This window comes from Fructilactobacillus lindneri DSM 20690 = JCM 11027 (assembly GCF_002907375.1).
In the GTDB taxonomy this organism is placed as follows: Bacteria; Bacillota; Bacilli; order Lactobacillales; family Lactobacillaceae; genus Fructilactobacillus; species Fructilactobacillus lindneri.
In genome coordinates, this window is record NZ_MIYK01000020.1 from 18,369 (window position 1) to 36,547 (window position 18,179).

The following is an 18,179-nucleotide window of genomic DNA, read 5'->3' on the forward strand; positions in this document are numbered from 1 at the left end:
TATCATTAAATTAAATTCCATAAAAATAGCGGGTTAGTATCTTATCCTAATCCGCCCGTAATTATCTTAGATCATTTAAATCTCTTTCATCTTGTTGTTCATTAAATTCGATCGACCATTTGTTACTTAAAGTATTATAAGTTAATGTTCCAACTTGATCAGTAGCGGATCGCAACTGGGTTTCATTCCCCCAGATAACTTTTCCCTGACCTTGAGACTTTTTTACAATTAAAAGCGGAATGTCAAAACGACGATGTTGTTCACGTGCTAATTCAAATGGAATAATCAACCCACGACTACTTAAATGAAACAAGTCATACAAAATCTCGTTATCAAGATCTTTAATTAATAAGGGACGCGGAAAAATCCGTTTACTGTTTCGCTGACTTCGCAAATGACGTTTAATACTTAATTTTACAATATGGTCTAATTCGGCTAAATTTTTAAAATAAATGCGCTTAAAACCGTTATTTCCACCTAAATATACAATTTCATTGCCTAATTTTACCGAAAAAGGATTTCGTTGATAACGTGGCATCCCCATATGGACAAAATAAAGCAAATCAGCAATTTCTCCATCACTAAGCGAGTCTAGTCCTTCCTTAGTTTGATAATCCATCCATTTATCATTAAAGTTTTTATGTTCTCCAATAATATATTCTTTTACCTGACTTCTTCCTGTAATGGTTGAAAATTTAGAGTGTGCATTGTAACTGTTAGCTCGTTCAATGTGACCGTCTAATAAGATAACGTTTTGTGGAATCTGACTAATGCCATTTACAAAATCCCCAGCTGAAATCCCCCAAGTAATACAAAAATCATCAGTTGAACTAATTTGTAAATATATCAAATTGGATAACATAATTTCACCACTTTTTTCGTTTATATTTGCACTCAAGTATACTCTGAAAGAAGCTTTAGGTCACATTAAAAACATTATTTAGCCAATCAATTATCTAAACCAAGTGCAGTTTTAAATACGTGATTATTATACTAGAAAACTGCTATTATAAGGATACTAACTTTAATTTAGAATGGAGTGTATCAGATTGCAAAAAAACAACGTTTTGTTTGTCTGTCTTGGAAATATTTGTCGCTCCCCAATGGCCGAAGCGATGTTTAAAAAATTAGTCCAAGAACGCGGAATTGCAAACAATTACAATATTACATCTGCTGCTACTAGCAGTGAAGAATCAGGAAATCAGCCTCATCCTGGGGCTAGAAAAATTATGGATAAACATCAGTTAAATTATCAAGGACATCGTTCGCATTTAATTACCAAAAAAGACATTGAAACTGCAGACTATATTATTACCATGGATAAATCCAATCTGGCAGATTTAAAACAAATAATTCCAGTGAAAGAACAAAATAAATTACATTTATGTATGGATATTGTCCCTGGACAAGCTGGAAAAAGTATCGTAGATCCTTGGTATACCCATCGTTTTGAAGATACTTATCAAATGCTGCATGAATCTTTGCCACTTTGGCTTGATCAGATGCAGCAGCATAATCAGGAGGTGCGGTAATTGACGGCTAGTGATACTGATGTCAATGAAGGAGAAGTCGTACCACGTAGTATTTGGCACCGAAATTTAATTGCTCTCTGGTTTGGTTTATTTCTAACTTCAATGGGATTTAGCGGAATGATGCCGTTTTTATCTCTTTACATCGATACTCTAGGAAAATATACCCAAAGTCAACTTAATTTATATAGTGGATTAGCCTTTTCTGCCTCTTTCATGGCTGCTGCGGTAGTTTCACCAATTTGGGGAAGCTTAGCTGATCGTTATGGACGTCGCATTATGTTACTACGGGCATCCTTTATCATGGCAATCGTTGTTCTTTTAATGGGATTTGCTACCAACGTTTGGCAGTTAATCTCATTGCGATTTATCCAAGGAATTTTCTCTGGATACTTTCCAAACTCAAATGCCCTTTTAGCAATTCAAGTTCCTAAAAAAGAAAGTGGTAAAGCATTAGGGATACTATCAACTGGTGGAGTTTCAGGATCTTTACTCGGTCCATTTGCTGGTGGGATTTTAGCTTCAATCTTTAGTTATCGAGTTACTTTTTTCATCACCGGAACCTTGATGTTTTTGGTTTTCTTAATCACAATTTTTTTCGTCAAAGAAAAATTCACCCCAGTTACCAAAGAAAAAAATTTACACACTAAGCAAGTGATTAAAGTCCTAAAACGACCTAAATTAATCTTTGGAATGTTTATTACAACCATGATTATTCAAGCTTCCAACTACTCCATCTCACCAATCCTGTCCCTTTATGTGCGGCAAATCATGAACAATAGTCCATCAGTAACATTTTTCAGTGGAATTGTAGCTGCTGTTCCTGGAATTTCCACTCTGATTGCTGCACCTCGTTTTGGTGCCCTAGGTGATAAAATCGGAACTGAAAAAATTATGACCTTCGGCTTTATTTTAGCAATTGTTCTTTATATCCCCATGGCTTTTGTGACAAATGTCTGGGAACTAATGGGACTAAGATTTTTACTAGGAATTTCAAATGCTTGTATGTTACCCGCAGTTCAAGCAATTATTGCTAAAAACACTCCTGCCAAAGTTACTGGAAGAATATTTAGTTGGAATCAGAGTTTCCAGGCCATTGGTAATTTTAGTGGACCAATGATTGGTTCCGTTATTTCATCAATGTTTGGTTATTCTGGTGTTTTCATTTCAACTTCAATCTTAGTTTTCATCAACTTGGTGTTAGTCCTTCGTGAAACCAAAAATATTAATAAAATTAAAGCATAAAAAATTTGTTAATAGTCGTTATCAGTAGTACTTGCTGATAACGACTTTTTATTTTTTATGTTGTAGTACTTAACAAATAATGATAAATTATCATTAATACTAAAAAAGAAAGGATTGATTTAATGTCTAAAAAAGCTTTACTTTTAATGTTAGGGATTTGCGTGGCAACTTGTACACTAACAATCGGGGGGCTAGCTGCTCATGCAAATGCAGATACAACCAGCCAAACTGTCAAAAATACCGATCAGATACATAAACTTACAATTGATGTTCCTTCCAAAGTAATTGTGAAAACTGGATCTGAATTTAAAGTCCAATCTAAGTTTCCAGATAAGCAAAAGACGACTGTTATAAATAAAGATGACCAAATTAAAATCAGTCATCCTCAGAAAAAAAATCATCTTTGGGGCATAAAAATTGATTTTAAACAGCCTAAATCAGTGGTAAATGTTACCGTGCCAAAAAATATGAACCTTACAAACTTAAAAATTAATTCTAAAGCTGCTGATGTTCAACTTGATTCATCTATCGAAAACTTAACCATTGCTAGTCATAGTGGTGACGTACACTTAACCAAAACGAATCCACAAAAATTAACAGTTAAATCAGAAAGTGGCGACATTAACTTAAATCAAATTAAAGTTCAAAATGACAGTCAATTATTTAGTGAATCAGGTGATATTAATCTAAATAATTCTCATTTCAAAAACATGACAGCCGACTCTGAAAGTGGCAATATTAAGGCCCATGATTTATTTGCATCAGTATTTAACTTTAATAGTGAATCTGGAGATGTTAACATTTCTAATCAAAAAACCATTAATTATGACAAAGTTACAATCAATAGTGACAGCGGAGATGTCCTACTTAAAAATGCTAAAGTTAACCAAAGTAATATTGATACAGATGGCGGTGACTTAGATTTACCAAAAACCAAAATTAAAAATGCTAACAATTCAACTGACTAACAGATAGTTTGAATATGTAAAAAAATTTAATTTTGTAAACCGTACTTCTTGTTGAAACGATCAACAGCACCATCTGCTTGAGCAGTCTTTTGCTTCCCAGTGTAAAATGGATGTGAATCTGAAGAAATTTCAACACGAATTAATGGATAAGTGTTACCATCTTCCATTTTAATCGTATCTTCTGAAGTAACAGTTGATCCAGTAATGAACTTAAATCCAGTACTTGAATCTTGAAATACTACTTGATGAAAATCTGGATGAATTCCTTTTTTCATAATATCGCTCCTTTTGCCCTGAATTTATAAAATCCAGAGATTGATTTATCAATAACTCAACTTTTGTAGTTTACCACTAATAAAGATTGTATGCAACAACCCCCCTAATAATCCAGTTATATTACTTAATCAACTCAACTTCTGCATGTAATCCCGTTAATTTTTTCACAATATTATCATAGCCACGCAAAATATTATCCGTATTAGTTACAATCGTTTCTCCTTTAGCGGTTAAACCAGCAATCACTAAAGAAGCCCCGGCGCGAATCTCACCAGCTGAAACAGTGGTTCCTCGCAATTGGTCACTAGGATCAATTACAATTAAATTATCATCTGTTACTCTGATTTTCGCACCCATTTCACTTAGTTGCCCAACATGCATTTTACGTTTTGGATAGATCGTATCTTTAATAATACTCTCACTATCTGCTCCTAAAAGCACTGGGGTAATCGGCTGCTGCCAATCAGTAGCAAATCCCGGAAATGGTGCAGTAGTAATCTTGACCCCATGCAATTTTTGGCTTTTGGGAACATAGATACTATTTTCATTAATCTCTAACTGAACACCCATCTCGGATAGTTTATTTGTAAATGCTTGTAAATGATCTGGAATAACATTTTTTATTAAGATGCCGTCGCCAACTGCTACAGCCAATGAAAGATATGTTCCAGCTTCAATTCGATCAGGAATTACAGTATGAATGTGATTTGCTGCGAGTCGTGAAACTCCTTCAATTCGAATCACATCAGTTCCTGCTCCACTAATATTAGCACCCATATCATTTAAAAAGGAAACAATATCTACTATTTCAGGCTCTTTAGCTACATTATGGATAGTCGTTACTCCATCAGCTTTTGTAGCCGCCAAAATGGCATTAATTGTTGCTCCTACCGAAACCATATCAAAAAAAATCGAGCCACCCTTTAAACCGTTACTAGTTGCATCAATATAAACAGTTCCATTTTTTTCAGTAACCTGGGCGCCTAGTGCCTCAAAAGCACGAATATGCTGGTCGATTGGTCGCGGACCAATATTATCACCACCTGGAAAACTAACGACAGCGCGATGAAATTTCCCTAACAAAGCTCCCATAAAATAATAGGAAGCACGTAAACTTTTAATTGCCTTACTAGGAAGGCGACTTTCTTTTATATTAGTTGGATTAACAGTTAATTTCCCATCAGAAAATTCTGATGAAACATTCATTGACTGGAGAATCAGCATTAAATTATGAACATCTAAAATATCGGGAACCATTTCAAACTTTACTGGCGTATCGGATAGAATTGAAGCTGGTATTAAAGCAACAATATTATTTTTTGCTCCACCGATGGTTACGTCACCATAAAGCCGATGACCTCCCTGAATTTTCATCGTACTCATATTTAACAATCCTCACTATTTCTACTTTATGTCACGTACTCAATCATAAGTAAAAACAGCTCACATTACAATAGGATTAGCAACATTTAAAGAATGAATAAGTAAAAATTAAGAAAATACTATTTTGCAGCTTTCTTATGATATTTATCAGCAGCAGCAATAAATGCTTTAAACAATCCTTCAGGACGATTAGGACGTGATAAAAATTCTGGATGATATTGAGCAGCTACAAAGAAACGTTTGTTGGGTACTTCAACAACTTCTACTAAATGATCATCTGGAGATGTCCCTGAAATTACTAATCCAGCATCTTCTAATTCTTTTCTAAACTTATTGTTAAATTCATAACGATGACGATGACGTTCTGAAATTTCTTTTTGATTATCATAAGCGGCAGCTGTTTGAGTCTTAGGTTTTATTTTGGCTGGATATGCACCTAAACGTTGTGTTCCGCCCATTCCATTAACATCATTTTGATCTGCCATTAAATCAATCACGTTATGTTTAGTATCATGATCAAATTCAGTTGAATTAGCATCTTGATAACCTAACACATCACGTGCATATTCAATTGTGGCAACCTGCATTCCTAAACAAATTCCGAAGAATGGAATATCCTTTTCACGAGCATAACGAATTGCAGTAATCATTCCTTCGATTCCTCGATTTCCAAATCCTCCTGGAACAATCACACCATCAAAGTTTTTTAATTTTTTAGCAACATTTTCGTCATTAATATCTTCAGCATCAATATTTGTAACGTTGACATTGTCATCAGCAGCATATCCAGCATGACGTAAAGCTTCGTCAACTGAAATATAAGCATCTTTTAGCTTGGTATATTTACCAACCAAAGCAATATTAACTTGACCTTTTAGATTACAAATGTGATGCTCCATTTTTTTCCAATTTTTCATATCAGCTTTGGGTGCCTGAATATTAAAATGGTCTAAAATCTGGTCATCCATGTCTTGTTTCTGAAAACTAAGTGGTAATTGATAAAGATTAGGGGCATCAGTTGATTCAATAATACTTTTTTCATCTACATCACAAAACATCGCAATTTTTTTCTTCATTGGTTCTGTCACTGGTTTTTCAGAACGAAGTACAAGCATATCTGGCTGAATACCAACACTACGTAATTCTTTTACACTGTGTTGGGTTGGCTTTGTTTTCATTTCTCCAGCTGCTTTTAAATATGGAACCAAGGTTGTATGGATGTAGTAAGTACTATCAAAACCTTCATCTTTTCTCATTTCACGAATTGCTTCTAAGAATGGCAAAGACTCAATGTCACCAACGGTTCCACCAATTTCAGTGATTACAATATCAGCATTGCTTGTTTTAGCAGCGCGCATGATTTTTTCTTTAATCATCCCGGTAATATGTGGAATAACTTGAACGGTTGCACCTAAATAATCACCATGACGTTCCCGTTCTAATACTTCTTTATAAATTTTCCCCGTTGTGACATTGGAATACTTATTTAAATCATTGTCAATAAATCTTTCATAATGACCCAAATCAAGATCGGTCTCCGTTCCGTCATTCGTTACAAAAACTTCTCCATGTTGGTAAGGATTCATCGTTCCTGGATCCACATTAATATACGGATCAAATTTTTGAATAGTAACGCTTAAACCGCGATTTTTTAATAAACGACCTAATGAAGCAGATACAATCCCTTTTCCAAGTGATGAAACAACTCCACCAGTAACAAAAATATATTTGGTCATTTTAGTACCCCTCTCATCTATTCACAATTTTTAACAATAAAACTAAAAAAGCTCCCCGTTCAATGAATGGGGAGCTTTTTTATTCGAATAACCCTACAACTATGCAGAGTGCCCAAGTAGAATATTAGTAAAAAAAAGCTTATTAGTCAAGCTTAATCTTCTTCAGGATGTTTTTCATCATCATCTGCAATATCAACATCGTCTAAATCGTCATGAAAATCATCATCTTCTGGATCATCATTATCATAATCAATCACATCGTCATCATCTTCTGGATCATCGTTGTTGTAATCAATTACGTCATCTTCATCCGATGCATCTGCTAAGAAAGCATTAATTTTATGACGTTTCTTGGTTTTGGGCTGATCTTCTCCTTCGCTAGCGGTTACTTCATCAACCGAGTCAAAAGGATACCAGGTCCGAAGCCCCCAAACATTATTACCTAATGAAATGAAACTACCATCAACATTTAAATCTGCATAAAACTGATTTAATTTGCTTTTAATTTCATCGTCACTAAATTCAGTATATTTTTGAATTGCATTAACCAGGTCTGGAAATTGCATTGTTTGACCCTTATCTGCAAGAATCGCATGTGCTACTTCAATCATTGATAATTCGCTTTTTTCTTCTTTATCTAATTTTTCAAGTTCCAAATCAAACACGCCTTTCTAGTTTACCATTATACTTAATGATACTAATTTATGCGTTAAAATGCAATTTAATCTGATAGTTTCCTACCGTTTCTCCATCTGTAATTATTTGATATGACACTTCAATTTGTCCAGAAGTATTTTTGACGTCGATCATGGCATCAACCTTACTAGCAAACACTGTAATGTTCATCGTTCCATATGGAGTAACATAATAATTATCAGTCTTTTCGTCTTGTTTAAACAGCAAATTCAACTGGCTTTCAGCCTTCCGAGTTAAACGTACTTCATGAGAATCATCAACACGAAAGGTTACTGGAACCTCACCAGTCTCACTATGTTCGACAAATCTAATATACCAATTTTCTTTGATATTAATCAGTTGACCGGTTTCAGCAAAATGATGTTTTTCACTTTGTTGCTCTTGAGTTATTTGGGTATCAATTACCACCGAAATTTTTTGTCCACGCTTTTTTTTATCCATTTCCTGCCGCCTTAATCCCGTTATTTTATGATTTAATTTTAACGCCAAAGGGGTTTAAATGCACTAAAAATGGTTAAATCTGACGAATATAAAAAATTCAGCTATAATAGTAGGTATCAACTAGTTGGAGGAACGAGCAATGGGATATTATTCTAAACCATTGAAACAAGAAAAAGTGATTCGTGATCCAGTTCATAGTCATATCTATATTCAAGACCAGATTATCATGGATCTCATTAATACCACTGAATTTCAGCGACTGCGTCGGATTCATCAATTAGGCACAACTTCCCAAACTTTTCCTGGAGCCGAGCATACTCGTTTCACTCATTCACTTGGGGTTTACGAAATTGTAAGACGAATTTGTGATCATTTTCAGCGTAATTATCCTTCCAAAGAATTAGGTGATGGTTTATGGGATGACTCTGAACGAATTGTAGCTGAATGTGCTGGACTACTGCACGACATTGGCCATGGTCCTTACTCTCATACTTTTGAACATATTTTCAGAACCAACCATGAACAAATTACTCAAGCGATTATTACCTCACCAGATACTGAAGTAAATCAGGTATTAAGTAAAATGGGTCCCGATTTTCCTAATCGGGTAGCTAGTGTCATCAATAAAACTTATGACAACCAACAAGTTGTCCAAATGATTTCCAGTCAATGCGATGCCGATCGGATGGATTATTTACTACGAGATTCTTACTTTACAGGAGCTCAATACGGAAATTTTGATCTTGATCGCATCTTACAGGTTATGCGGCCTTATGCAGATGGGATTTGCTTTAAAATGAGTGGCCTGCATGCCATTGAGTATTATATTGTTTCTCGTTTTCAAATGTATCTACAAGTCTATTTTCATCCCATTTCTCGTTCCATGGAAGTTATTTTGGCTCATTTATTATTACGTTCAAAAGAACTTGCCGATGACTTTAAATTAAATCAAAATTTTAACCCTACCTTGTTAATGCCATTTTTAAATGGTACTTTTAACCCTGAGACCGACTTACAAGCTTACCTAAAGTTAGATGATGGTGTTTTAAATACTTACTTTTCCGCTTGGAAAGATTATCCTGATTCAATTTTATCTGATTTATCTCATCGCTTTATTGATCGAAAGCCATTTAAGTCAGCTAAGTTTAATAATCAAACTGAGGATTTAATTCCTAAACTACAAAGTTTAATTGAAGCAGCCGGATTTAATCCTGAATATTATACTGCTACCGATAATAGTTACAATCAGCCTTATGATGTTTATAATCCTGCCAGTGGTCATCAAAATGCTCAGATCGAACTTATGGAAAAAGACGGTAGTTTAATTGAATTATCAAAAGCTAGTTTGTTAGTCAGAACTATTACTGGAAAAGACGTTGGGGATAGTCGCTTCTTCTTTCCAAAAGAAATGCTGCAACCAGAAAATAACGTTGAATTGTTTCAACAAATATACGATAATTTTCAAAGATATATTAAAAATGACAGTTTAATTAACCCAGAGGAGAACTAAAAATGGATATTAAAATCATCGCAATTGATGTAGATGGAACTTTATTAAATGAAAAGAATGAACTAGCACAACCCACCATTGATGCAATTAAAAAGGCACGTGATAAAGGCATAAAAATTGTCATCTGTTCCGGTCGACCACTCACTGGTATTCGACCTTATTTAAAACCACTAGGAATTTCTGGGGATGATGAATATGTAATTGCATTTAATGGGGCTGTCGTTGAAACTGTTTCTGGTAAAATAATTGCTAAAATGGATGTCAGTTACGAAGACTTTTTAGAAGTTGAAATGATGTCTCGAGAAATCGGCATTCATTTCCAAATCGAAACGACTGACGGCATTTACGTAACTAATCGAAACATTAGTCCTTACAGTGTATTTGAAAGTCAGCTTGTCAGATTACCAATTAATTATCGAACTCCAGAAGAAATCACTCGTGAATTCGATATTGCCAAATTAATGTACGTTGATGATAACGATAAGATTGTTGCAGCCAATCATGATTTACCAAAATCAATTAAAGAACGATTAAACGTTGTCCAAAGCACCCCTGTTTTTCTAGAATTTATGAATAAAAAAGCTGGAAAAGGAAATGCTTTGAAAAATCTAACAGAAAAACTTGGATATACTACTAAAAATGTCATGGCAATTGGAGATCAAGAAAATGATCTCAGCATGTTAAAATATGCAGGCTTAGGTGTTGGTATGGGAAATGGAATTGATGATGTAAAAGAAGCAGCTCAATTCGTTACAAAAGACAATGCTGAAAATGGTGTTGCATATGCAATTAATAAGTTCGTAAATGATGCGGATTAATTAAAATAAGCAAAAATAAAACGACTCTAGCTGTTTAAATGCAGCCAGAGTCGTTTTTTAATTTTTATCTTTATCAGTCTTCATTTTATCAGTTCCATAGTTGAAACGTGAATTAAATAATGGACTAACCGGACGATTTTGATCAATTCTTAAAATTGCATCACCGATTAATGGTGCTACTGAAATTTGCTTGATTTTAGCAATTTTTTTATCTTCTGGTAATTGGATTGAATCAGTAACAACTACTTGTTTGATTGGAGACTTTTCCAAACGTTCCGTTGCTGGTCCGGAAAGAACAGGATGGGTACAACATACATAGACTTCTGTGGCACCAGCATCAATCAAAGCTTGAGCTCCTTGAGTAATGGTTCCGGCAGTATCAATCATATCATCAATCATGATTGCCCGTTTCCCCTTTACATCACCAATAATGTTCATAATTTTAGCCACATTGGCCTTAGGACGTCGTTTGTCAATAATAGCAATCGGATCGCCTAAAAATTCTGCCATTGCTCTAGCCCTAGAAACTCCACCATGATCAGGTGATACTACCACTGCATCCTTTGCTAAGCCATTTTGTATGAAATAATCGGCTAATAGTGGAGCTCCCATCAAATGGTCAACTGGAACGTCAAAGAATCCTTGAATTTGAGCAGCATGTAAATCAAGTGCCACCACTCGAGTGATTCCATCTGTTTGTAACATATCTGCTACTAACTTAGCCGTAATTGGCTCACGTGATCGTGCTTTACGATCCTGACGTGCATAACCATAATAAGGGATTACAACGTTAATGGTAGCAGCACTTGCCCGTCGCAAGGCATCTACCATAATCAATAATTCCATCAAATTATCATTAACAGGTGCCGAAGTTGATTGGATAATATAAACATTATCTCCACGCACACTTTCATCAATATTAATCTTGATTTCACCATCGCTAAAATGATCGACTGAAGCTTTTCCTAGCGGAATGCCAACATGTTTAGCAACTTTTTCAGCAAGTGGACGATTAGAATCTAATGAAAAAATTTTCATTTTTGAATCTTGAGTTTTTGTAGCCATAATATCCCCCGTTGGTTATTTGTCCTATCTGAATTTAATTATATTATGCCTTTGCTATTTCAGCAAATCGAATTATTCAGCACCATTAAACGGAAGTTTTTGATAATAATCCGTTTTATTAGTTTGACGAGTTCGGGCAATTGCCATGTCGTATTGCTGGACATCATCGGTAATGGTTGAACCTGCTGCAATAAAGGAATGATCGGCAATTTTTACTGGCGCAATTAGATTTGCATTGCTTCCAATAAAGGTATCGTCTCCAACAATGGTTTCGTGTTTATGTTTACCATCATAATTAGCAAAGATCACCCCGCAGCCGATATTAATATTCTTACCTAATTTGGCATTCCCAACGTAGGTTAAATGCCCCATCTTTGTTCCTTTACCAATCTCAGCTTGTTTCACTTCACAAAAGTTACCAATATGAACATTTTTCCCAATTTTAGATCCCGGACGCAAATGACTATTAGGTCCAATATTGGAATTTTCCATCATCTCTGAATTTTCAATATTAGATGAAGTCACAGTTACTCCATCATGAATAATACTCCCTGAAACCTTTGAATTAGCTCCAATTACACAGTCGTTACCAATCTTGGTTCCGTTTTGTAATTGGACTCCTGTTTCAATAATTGTATCTTTTCCAATCTCAATTCCATCGTCAATGTAAGTTGCATCTGGGTTAATAATGGTAACTCCATTATTCATGTGATATTCATTAATTCGACGCTGCATTACTTTAGTAGCCGCAGCTTGTGCAACCCGAGTATTAACTCCCATTGACTCATCAAAATCGTCCATTTTATAAGCTGCAATTGTTCCGCCTTGTTGTTTCAATACTTCAATTGCATCAGTTAAATAATACTCCCCCTGAGCATTTTGATTATTTATTTGATGTAAGGCTTTAAACAACTGCTGATTGTCAAAAACATAAACTCCCGTATTAATCTCGTGAATTGCTTTTTCTTCACTATTAGCATCTTTTTGTTCTACAATTTTTTCCACAATACCCAGATCATTTCTGACAATGCGGCCATAACCAGTTGGATTAGGTGCTTGAGAAGTTAAAATTGTTGCCGTTGCTTTTTTATCTTCGTGATAAGCAAAAAGTTTTTTTAAAGTTTCTGCAGTAAATAACGGTGTATCACCACTAATTACTAATGTAGTTCCATCAGAATCTTTTAATAAATCTTCTGCCCGTAAAACTGCATCACCTGTCCCTAATTGTTGGTCTTGAACTACATATTCAGTTTGATTACCAAGTTCAGCTTCAACATCAGCGGCTCCAAAACCAACTACCGTTACAATTTGGGTCATATTTAACTTAGTAACTTGACTTAAAACATGACTAACCATTGATTTACCACAAATTTGATGTAATACCTTGTATAATTTTGATTTCATTCTGCTTCCTTTACCGGCAGCTAAAATGATTGTATTTTTTTCACCCATTCCAATCTCCTATTTTGCACTTCCAAAGATTTTTTCGTCATAATTACCCTTAGTAATTCTCATGTCGCCATCTGGTTCATTTTCCATTTTAACTAATGAAGTATAATTACCAAATTCTTGACTATTACTGTATGCTCCTTCAGCAAAGAACGTACTACCAACTAAATTACAATTAAATTCTTCAATCAAGGATGTTAAACCGTTAATCGTTCCACCACCATGAATGAAATCATCAACAATTAAAACATTTGAATTTTCAGCAAGACTTCTTTTAGAAATCGTCATGCGTTTGATTTTTTTACTTGATCCAGAAACATAGTTTACACTCACCGTTGATCCTTCAGTGATATTAGAATCATGGCGGGCAATTACTAACGGAACATTTAAGTATGAAGAAGCAGCCTGCGCAATCGGAATTCCTCGGGTAGCCACAGTCAAAACAGCATCTACTCTTTGGTTTAAATATTGAGTTACGATGATTCTACCTAAGAAGCGTAATTTTTCCGGGTCACCCAAAATATCAGACATATAAACATAGCCACCGGGGAGGAGTCTCTGACTATTATTCAAGATTTCAATTACCTCAGACATGAACTCATCTGCAGCTTCTTTTAAAATATAGGGAATATATTTTGCACCTCCAGAAGCACCTGGAACTGTTTCAACTAACCCGATTCCACGTTCTTGAAATGTTTTCTTTACAATCGTTAAATCCTCGCTAATTGAAGATTTAGCAGAATCATAACGTTTTGCAAAAAAAGTCAATGGAATTAAGGTATGTGGACGATTCAATAAATAATCTGTCATATCAACTAATCGTTCACTTCGTTTGATTTTCATACTTTCACCTCGTAATTTATTTGCACTCAACTAAAATTTTAGCATAAATGTTCGGATTTTACGTCAAATTAACGCAAAATTAACAAAAAAGGAGAGATAAATTTTCACTTATCTCTCCTACTGTTTCAGATTAATTTTTTTGTCTGCTTAATTTTGCATAATCCGATTAAAACCTAAGGCAGCAAAATAAATACTACATTCAATCGTAGCAATGAAAAAACTGACTGGCCAATTAGTAATATAACCTAAATATAGTCCAAGCCAAACTCCAATCAGTCCAAAGACGACTGCTAAAGCAATCATTTTACTAACGGAATGGGAAAAATATTTTGCACTGGCTGCTGGCAGTGTTAATAAAATAAAAATCAATAATGCTCCTACAATCTGAGCTGCTACCGAAACACTCAAAGCCAGCAACACCAAGAAGATAATTGAAATCAATCCACTATTTACATGTTGAGCTTTTGCCCCAACTGGATCAAACGAATCAAATTTCAAATTTCGGTAAATTACCAAAAGAACTAATAAAACAATCACAGATAATATTACCATCTGATTAACATCACTCTGACTAATCCCTACAACACTTCCAAATAAAATATTAGTAGCATAACTGGCACTTTTATTTGATAAAGCTAAAAACAAGACCCCTAAACCAATAAATAATCCAGAAATTGCACTAATTGAATTTTCTCGTCTTGAAGACTTCGTTCCCATTTTACCAACTAATATTGAACTAATAACAGTAAAAATAAGCATCCCGTTTAACGGCGTAATCCCAATAAACATCCCAAATGACGCACCCGCAAAACCAATTTCCGATAAAGTATGCGTTAAAAAGGGCATATTTCGAGAAACTACAAATACTCCAACAAATCCACAAACAATTGCAATAATTGTACTAGCAACGTAAGCATTGCGCATAAATTCAAAACTAAACATGTTGTCCTCCTTCATAATCAGCAACTTGTAACTGATCAATCGGACCAACCTCGTACCCATTTGGTTGCAATAATAAATATTCATCAGAAAATTGCTTAGCTAAGGGAATATCATGAGTAACAAATAACACGGTTACTCCCGTATCAACATTCAATTTTTTTACTAACCGTAATAAATTTTCCTTTGATATTGGATCTAAGCTAGCAGTTGATTCATCTAAAATCAGTAAATCAGGACGAACTGCCAATGCTTGTGCTAAATAAGCACGCTGCTTTTCCCCTCCAGATGCACGACCTAAGGGCTCATTAGCGATTTTTTCTAAATCTGTTTCTTGTAAAACCAGTTTTAATTGTTGGCGTTCCTGACGACTCAGCCAGGGTAATTTATAACCACTAAAGCTTAATGCCACAAAATTTTTCACTGACAACGGATATTCATCATCAATGTTGCGAAATTGAGGAACATAACCAATCCGAATCGACTTACGGTTCGGAAAAAATTTAATTGTTCCATGAGTTGGTTTTAATTGACCTAAGATAATTCGAACTAAAGTCGTTTTCCCAACTCCATTTTCCCCAACGACACTCAAAAAACTTCCTCGTTTTAATTTAAAACTAAGATTATTTAAAATCTTTTTTTCAGAAAATTCTTCCCATAAATCATGAGTTTCTAAAATTAAATCACTCATTAAATACTCCTTTAGCTGTCTAATTTAAAATAAAAAAAAGACTTCACGGTCCTTTAAATTTTATGTTTAAATAAATGTTACCTGAATATCTTCAGTTAAAATCTTAGTATACGTAAAAGAAGCATGTGCAGGTTGTTCGCTTGAATCTAGATCAATAATAAATACAGCTGGAAATGCTTCTGAAAGTACTCCACCATATTCATTAGTTCTTTTTCGACCGGCTTGTTCAATGACCTTAATGTCACTGCCCAGGTTCTCTTTAATCCAGCTCTTAATATCTGGCAAATTCATTTGCATTGCAAATCACCTCGCATACAATCATTATACCACGAAACACCTGGAATGTAAAGCGACTTGTAAACGTACTATCCTAATAGGCCTGCCTTGTGAAAGGCATTAGTCATTTCAACAAACTGGTCAACCGTTAAACCTTGTGGACGAACCGTTGGTTTGATTTTTAATTCAGTTAAAACTACAATGATTTTTTCTTTTATTTCAGGCTTTTTGCCAAAGATTCCCTGCAAATTATTCCATAAGGTTTTTCTACGATGCATAAAACATCCGTGCACAAATCCAAAAAAGACTTGTTCATTATAAGCAACTTGCTTTTTAGCTTTTCTCGGAGTCAATTTGACTACTGCAGAATCAACTTTTGGTGCTGGAATAAACGACTTATGTGATACTTCAAGTGCAATTTCAGCATCATCTAAATATTGAGTAATTACACTTAGAGCACCATAATCATGTGAATCTGGTTTAGCACAAATTCGCTGAGCCACTTCTTGTTGCATCATCAAAACCACTGCTTCATATTCAACATTTCCCTTTAGAATGCTCATCAAAATGGGTTTGGTAATGTAATAAGGTAAATTAGCAACTATTTTCAAATGATGTTTTCCATCAAAATTTTCTGCGATTAATTCTGGTAAATTAGCCTGCAAAAAGTCTTGGTTAACCACTTTAACGTTGTGATATTGCTCAAGTGTTTCAGCTAAAATCGGAAGCAGATTTGAATCAATTTCAAATGCTAACACTTGATGAGCACTTTTAGCAATTTGTTCAGTTAACGCCCCAATTCCTGGTCCAATTTCAATCACATCGTCAGCTTCGGTAATATCAGCTGCTGCTACAATCCCATGTAAAACAGATAAATCATCTAAAAAGTTTTGTCCCAAACTTTTTTTAGCACTCAAACGATAACGATTTAAAATCGCCATTGTTCTAGTTTTACTTCCTATTTCTGGAGTTTCATTCATCTTATCTCTCCTCATCAATTTTACTTAATGCATCATTGAATTCAGCTTTTGTAATTCCAAACATCCGTAATCGTCGTTGTAACTGTTTAGCATTCACATAACCTAAATGTAACAATTCACCTAGTTTTAAGCGCCGTTCTTTAGCATCATGACTACCAACTAAGTTTGCATCAATTAGTTCTTGTTTGGTAATTATCTCAGGATTAGTATCGCTTTCTGTGTAAACTTCTTTTAAAGCCTCCCTGATTGCTTGCGGGGAAGCATGTTCAACGCCCAAAGATCCTCGAGGAGTATCAGGAACAGTATCGTGCTTATTTAAAAAAGCATGTTTTGCTTCTGGAATTTCGTCTGCAATAATCCGTCTGATTTTTTCTCCGGAAAAATCAGGATCCGTAAATACAATTACTCCGCGAGTTTGAGCTAACTGGTCAATCAATGCGAGTGTCTCGTCAGAAATAGCAGATCCGCGAGTTTCAATCGTATCAGCATCCACGGCTCGTTGAATTCTTTCTGTATCAGATTTCCCTTCAACTACCAATACTTCTTTAATTCTTTTCATTTATTCATCCAATCCAAAAATTCGATTTGTATTTGTATAAGTCGCCTGAGCAATTTCATCTGGATTTACATCCTTAAAACGAGCCACAGCTTCTAATGTGTATAGCGTATAAGCAGGCTCGTTTTGATGCCCTCTTAATGGTTCCGGAGCTAAATAAGGTGCATCTGTTTCAACCAAAATTCGATCCATTGGAGTTTGTCGAGCAGCTTCATGAACTTCCTTCGTTTTTTTAAAACTAACAACACCGCTATATGATAAATCCATCCCTAAGTCTAAAAACTTCTTCATCCATTCCACATCACCATTGAAACTATGAATAATTCCTCCGACATCCTCAATATGTTCATCTTTCAAAATTCGATAAGTATCTTCAAAAGCGTCCCGATTATGAACTGAGATTGGAAGATGCATGTTTTTAGCAATTTGAATTTGGCGCCTAAAAACGTGCTCCTGAGTTTGCTTAGAAGTATTTTGCTGATGCAAATCCATTCCAATTTCACCTAACGCCACAACTTGTGAATCATCAAGCTGTTTTTGCAAAAGTTCTTCTGCTGCTTTGTCATAATGGTTAGCATCTTCTGGATGCCAGCCAACAATCGCAGACATTTCGGGATACTCATGTGCTAATTTGATAGCTCGTTCATTTAATTGGGTATTAGAGCCAACATTTGCCATTCTTACTACCCCAAGTCTTTTAGCATGTTCTACATAATCTGAAACCTCATTACCAAAAGTTTTATCATTTAAATGAGTATGTGAATCAAAAATTTTCATT

General features: G+C 34.9%; 20 protein-coding genes. 5 read left to right on the top strand and 15 right to left on the bottom strand.

Annotated features, from left to right (window positions below; translation table 11 throughout):
• Positions 1-61: 61 nt before the first annotated feature.
• Positions 62-862, bottom strand: a complete 801-nt coding sequence (locus tag BHU33_RS06920) for a hypothetical protein (RefSeq protein ID WP_054646724.1) — start codon at positions 860-862, stop codon at positions 62-64.
• Positions 863-1,049: 187 nt separating this feature from the next.
• Between BHU33_RS06920 and BHU33_RS06925 the strand changes: the two genes are divergently transcribed.
• The 3 genes from BHU33_RS06925 (at position 1,050) to BHU33_RS06935 (ending at position 3,742) form a co-directional block, all read left to right on the top strand.
• On the top strand, positions 1,050-1,532 hold the full coding sequence (locus BHU33_RS06925) for a low molecular weight protein-tyrosine-phosphatase (RefSeq protein ID WP_225354781.1): 483 nt from the start codon (positions 1,050-1,052) through the stop codon (positions 1,530-1,532).
• Entirely contained in the window at positions 1,533-2,774 is a 1,242-nt protein-coding gene (locus BHU33_RS06930) for a multidrug efflux MFS transporter (protein WP_056997532.1), read from the top strand.
• Positions 2,775-2,896: 122 nt separating this feature from the next.
• Positions 2,897-3,742, top strand: coding sequence for a DUF4097 family beta strand repeat-containing protein (locus BHU33_RS06935; RefSeq protein WP_054646726.1), 846 nt, complete (start codon positions 2,897-2,899; stop codon positions 3,740-3,742).
• Between the two features lie 26 nt (positions 3,743-3,768).
• On the opposite strand, the gene BHU33_RS06940 is transcribed toward BHU33_RS06935, so the two are convergent.
• The 5 genes from BHU33_RS06940 to BHU33_RS06960 all read right to left on the bottom strand — a co-directional run bounded on the left by BHU33_RS06940 (position 3,769) and on the right by BHU33_RS06960 (position 8,274).
• The gene (locus BHU33_RS06940) at positions 3,769-4,017 is read right to left on the bottom strand and encodes a type B 50S ribosomal protein L31 (RefSeq protein WP_054646727.1); all 249 of its coding nucleotides are present in this window, start codon (positions 4,015-4,017) and stop codon (positions 3,769-3,771) included.
• Positions 4,018-4,138: 121 nt separating this feature from the next.
• Complete coding sequence (locus tag BHU33_RS06945; protein WP_056997531.1) at positions 4,139-5,401, bottom strand: UDP-N-acetylglucosamine 1-carboxyvinyltransferase; 1,263 nt, start codon at positions 5,399-5,401, stop codon at positions 4,139-4,141.
• A 119-nt stretch (positions 5,402-5,520) separates the two neighbouring features.
• Positions 5,521-7,137 carry a CTP synthase gene (locus BHU33_RS06950; RefSeq protein ID WP_054646728.1) on the bottom strand — a complete coding sequence of 539 codons (1,617 nt, stop codon included), beginning with the start codon at positions 7,135-7,137 and terminating at the stop codon, positions 5,521-5,523.
• A 152-nt stretch (positions 7,138-7,289) separates the two neighbouring features.
• Positions 7,290-7,793 (bottom strand): DNA-directed RNA polymerase subunit delta, encoded by a 504-nt coding sequence (rpoE, locus tag BHU33_RS06955; protein WP_054646729.1) that lies wholly within the window; start codon positions 7,791-7,793, stop codon positions 7,290-7,292.
• A 46-nt stretch (positions 7,794-7,839) separates the two neighbouring features.
• Complete coding sequence (locus BHU33_RS06960) at positions 7,840-8,274, bottom strand: DUF1934 domain-containing protein (RefSeq protein WP_054646730.1); 435 nt, start codon at positions 8,272-8,274, stop codon at positions 7,840-7,842.
• Positions 8,275-8,413: 139 nt separating this feature from the next.
• Between BHU33_RS06960 and BHU33_RS06965 the strand changes: the two genes are divergently transcribed.
• Together BHU33_RS06965 and yidA are read left to right on the top strand one after the other, a co-directional pair.
• Positions 8,414-9,784: an HD domain-containing protein gene (locus BHU33_RS06965; protein ID WP_054646731.1), complete on the top strand. Its 1,371-nt coding sequence runs from the start codon at positions 8,414-8,416 to the stop codon at positions 9,782-9,784.
• A gap of 2 nt (positions 9,785-9,786) precedes the next feature.
• Positions 9,787-10,602: a sugar-phosphatase gene (yidA, locus tag BHU33_RS06970; protein ID WP_054646732.1), complete on the top strand. Its 816-nt coding sequence runs from the start codon at positions 9,787-9,789 to the stop codon at positions 10,600-10,602.
• 57 nt (positions 10,603-10,659) lie between these two features.
• Here the strand turns inward: yidA and BHU33_RS06975 are convergent, their stop codons facing one another.
• The 9 genes from BHU33_RS06975 to BHU33_RS07015 all read right to left on the bottom strand — a co-directional run bounded on the left by BHU33_RS06975 (position 10,660) and on the right by BHU33_RS07015 (position 18,178).
• Positions 10,660-11,667, bottom strand: coding sequence for a ribose-phosphate diphosphokinase (locus BHU33_RS06975; protein ID WP_054646733.1), 1,008 nt, complete (start codon positions 11,665-11,667; stop codon positions 10,660-10,662).
• Positions 11,668-11,739: 72 nt separating this feature from the next.
• Positions 11,740-13,119 (bottom strand): bifunctional UDP-N-acetylglucosamine diphosphorylase/glucosamine-1-phosphate N-acetyltransferase GlmU, encoded by a 1,380-nt coding sequence (gene glmU / locus BHU33_RS06980; RefSeq protein ID WP_054646734.1) that lies wholly within the window; start codon positions 13,117-13,119, stop codon positions 11,740-11,742.
• A 9-nt stretch (positions 13,120-13,128) separates the two neighbouring features.
• On the bottom strand, positions 13,129-13,959 hold the full coding sequence (gene purR / locus BHU33_RS06985; RefSeq protein WP_054646735.1) for a pur operon repressor: 831 nt from the start codon (positions 13,957-13,959) through the stop codon (positions 13,129-13,131).
• Positions 13,960-14,106: 147 nt separating this feature from the next.
• Positions 14,107-14,901, bottom strand: coding sequence for a metal ABC transporter permease (locus BHU33_RS06990; protein WP_054646736.1), 795 nt, complete (start codon positions 14,899-14,901; stop codon positions 14,107-14,109).
• Positions 14,894-15,589: a metal ABC transporter ATP-binding protein gene (locus BHU33_RS06995; RefSeq protein WP_056997530.1), complete on the bottom strand. Its 696-nt coding sequence runs from the start codon at positions 15,587-15,589 to the stop codon at positions 14,894-14,896. The genes BHU33_RS06990 and BHU33_RS06995 overlap by 8 nt, the downstream gene beginning before the upstream one ends.
• Before the next feature lie 66 nt (positions 15,590-15,655).
• On the bottom strand, positions 15,656-15,886 hold the full coding sequence (locus BHU33_RS07000) for a Veg family protein (protein WP_054646737.1): 231 nt from the start codon (positions 15,884-15,886) through the stop codon (positions 15,656-15,658).
• Positions 15,887-15,954: 68 nt separating this feature from the next.
• Positions 15,955-16,845: a 16S rRNA (adenine(1518)-N(6)/adenine(1519)-N(6))-dimethyltransferase RsmA gene (rsmA, locus tag BHU33_RS07005; protein ID WP_056997529.1), complete on the bottom strand. Its 891-nt coding sequence runs from the start codon at positions 16,843-16,845 to the stop codon at positions 15,955-15,957.
• Position 16,846: 1 nt separating this feature from the next.
• On the bottom strand, positions 16,847-17,404 hold the full coding sequence (gene rnmV / locus BHU33_RS07010; protein ID WP_054646738.1) for a ribonuclease M5: 558 nt from the start codon (positions 17,402-17,404) through the stop codon (positions 16,847-16,849).
• Positions 17,405-18,178, bottom strand: a complete 774-nt coding sequence (locus tag BHU33_RS07015; RefSeq protein ID WP_054646739.1) for a TatD family hydrolase — start codon at positions 18,176-18,178, stop codon at positions 17,405-17,407.
• Position 18,179: the final 1 nt, after the last annotated feature.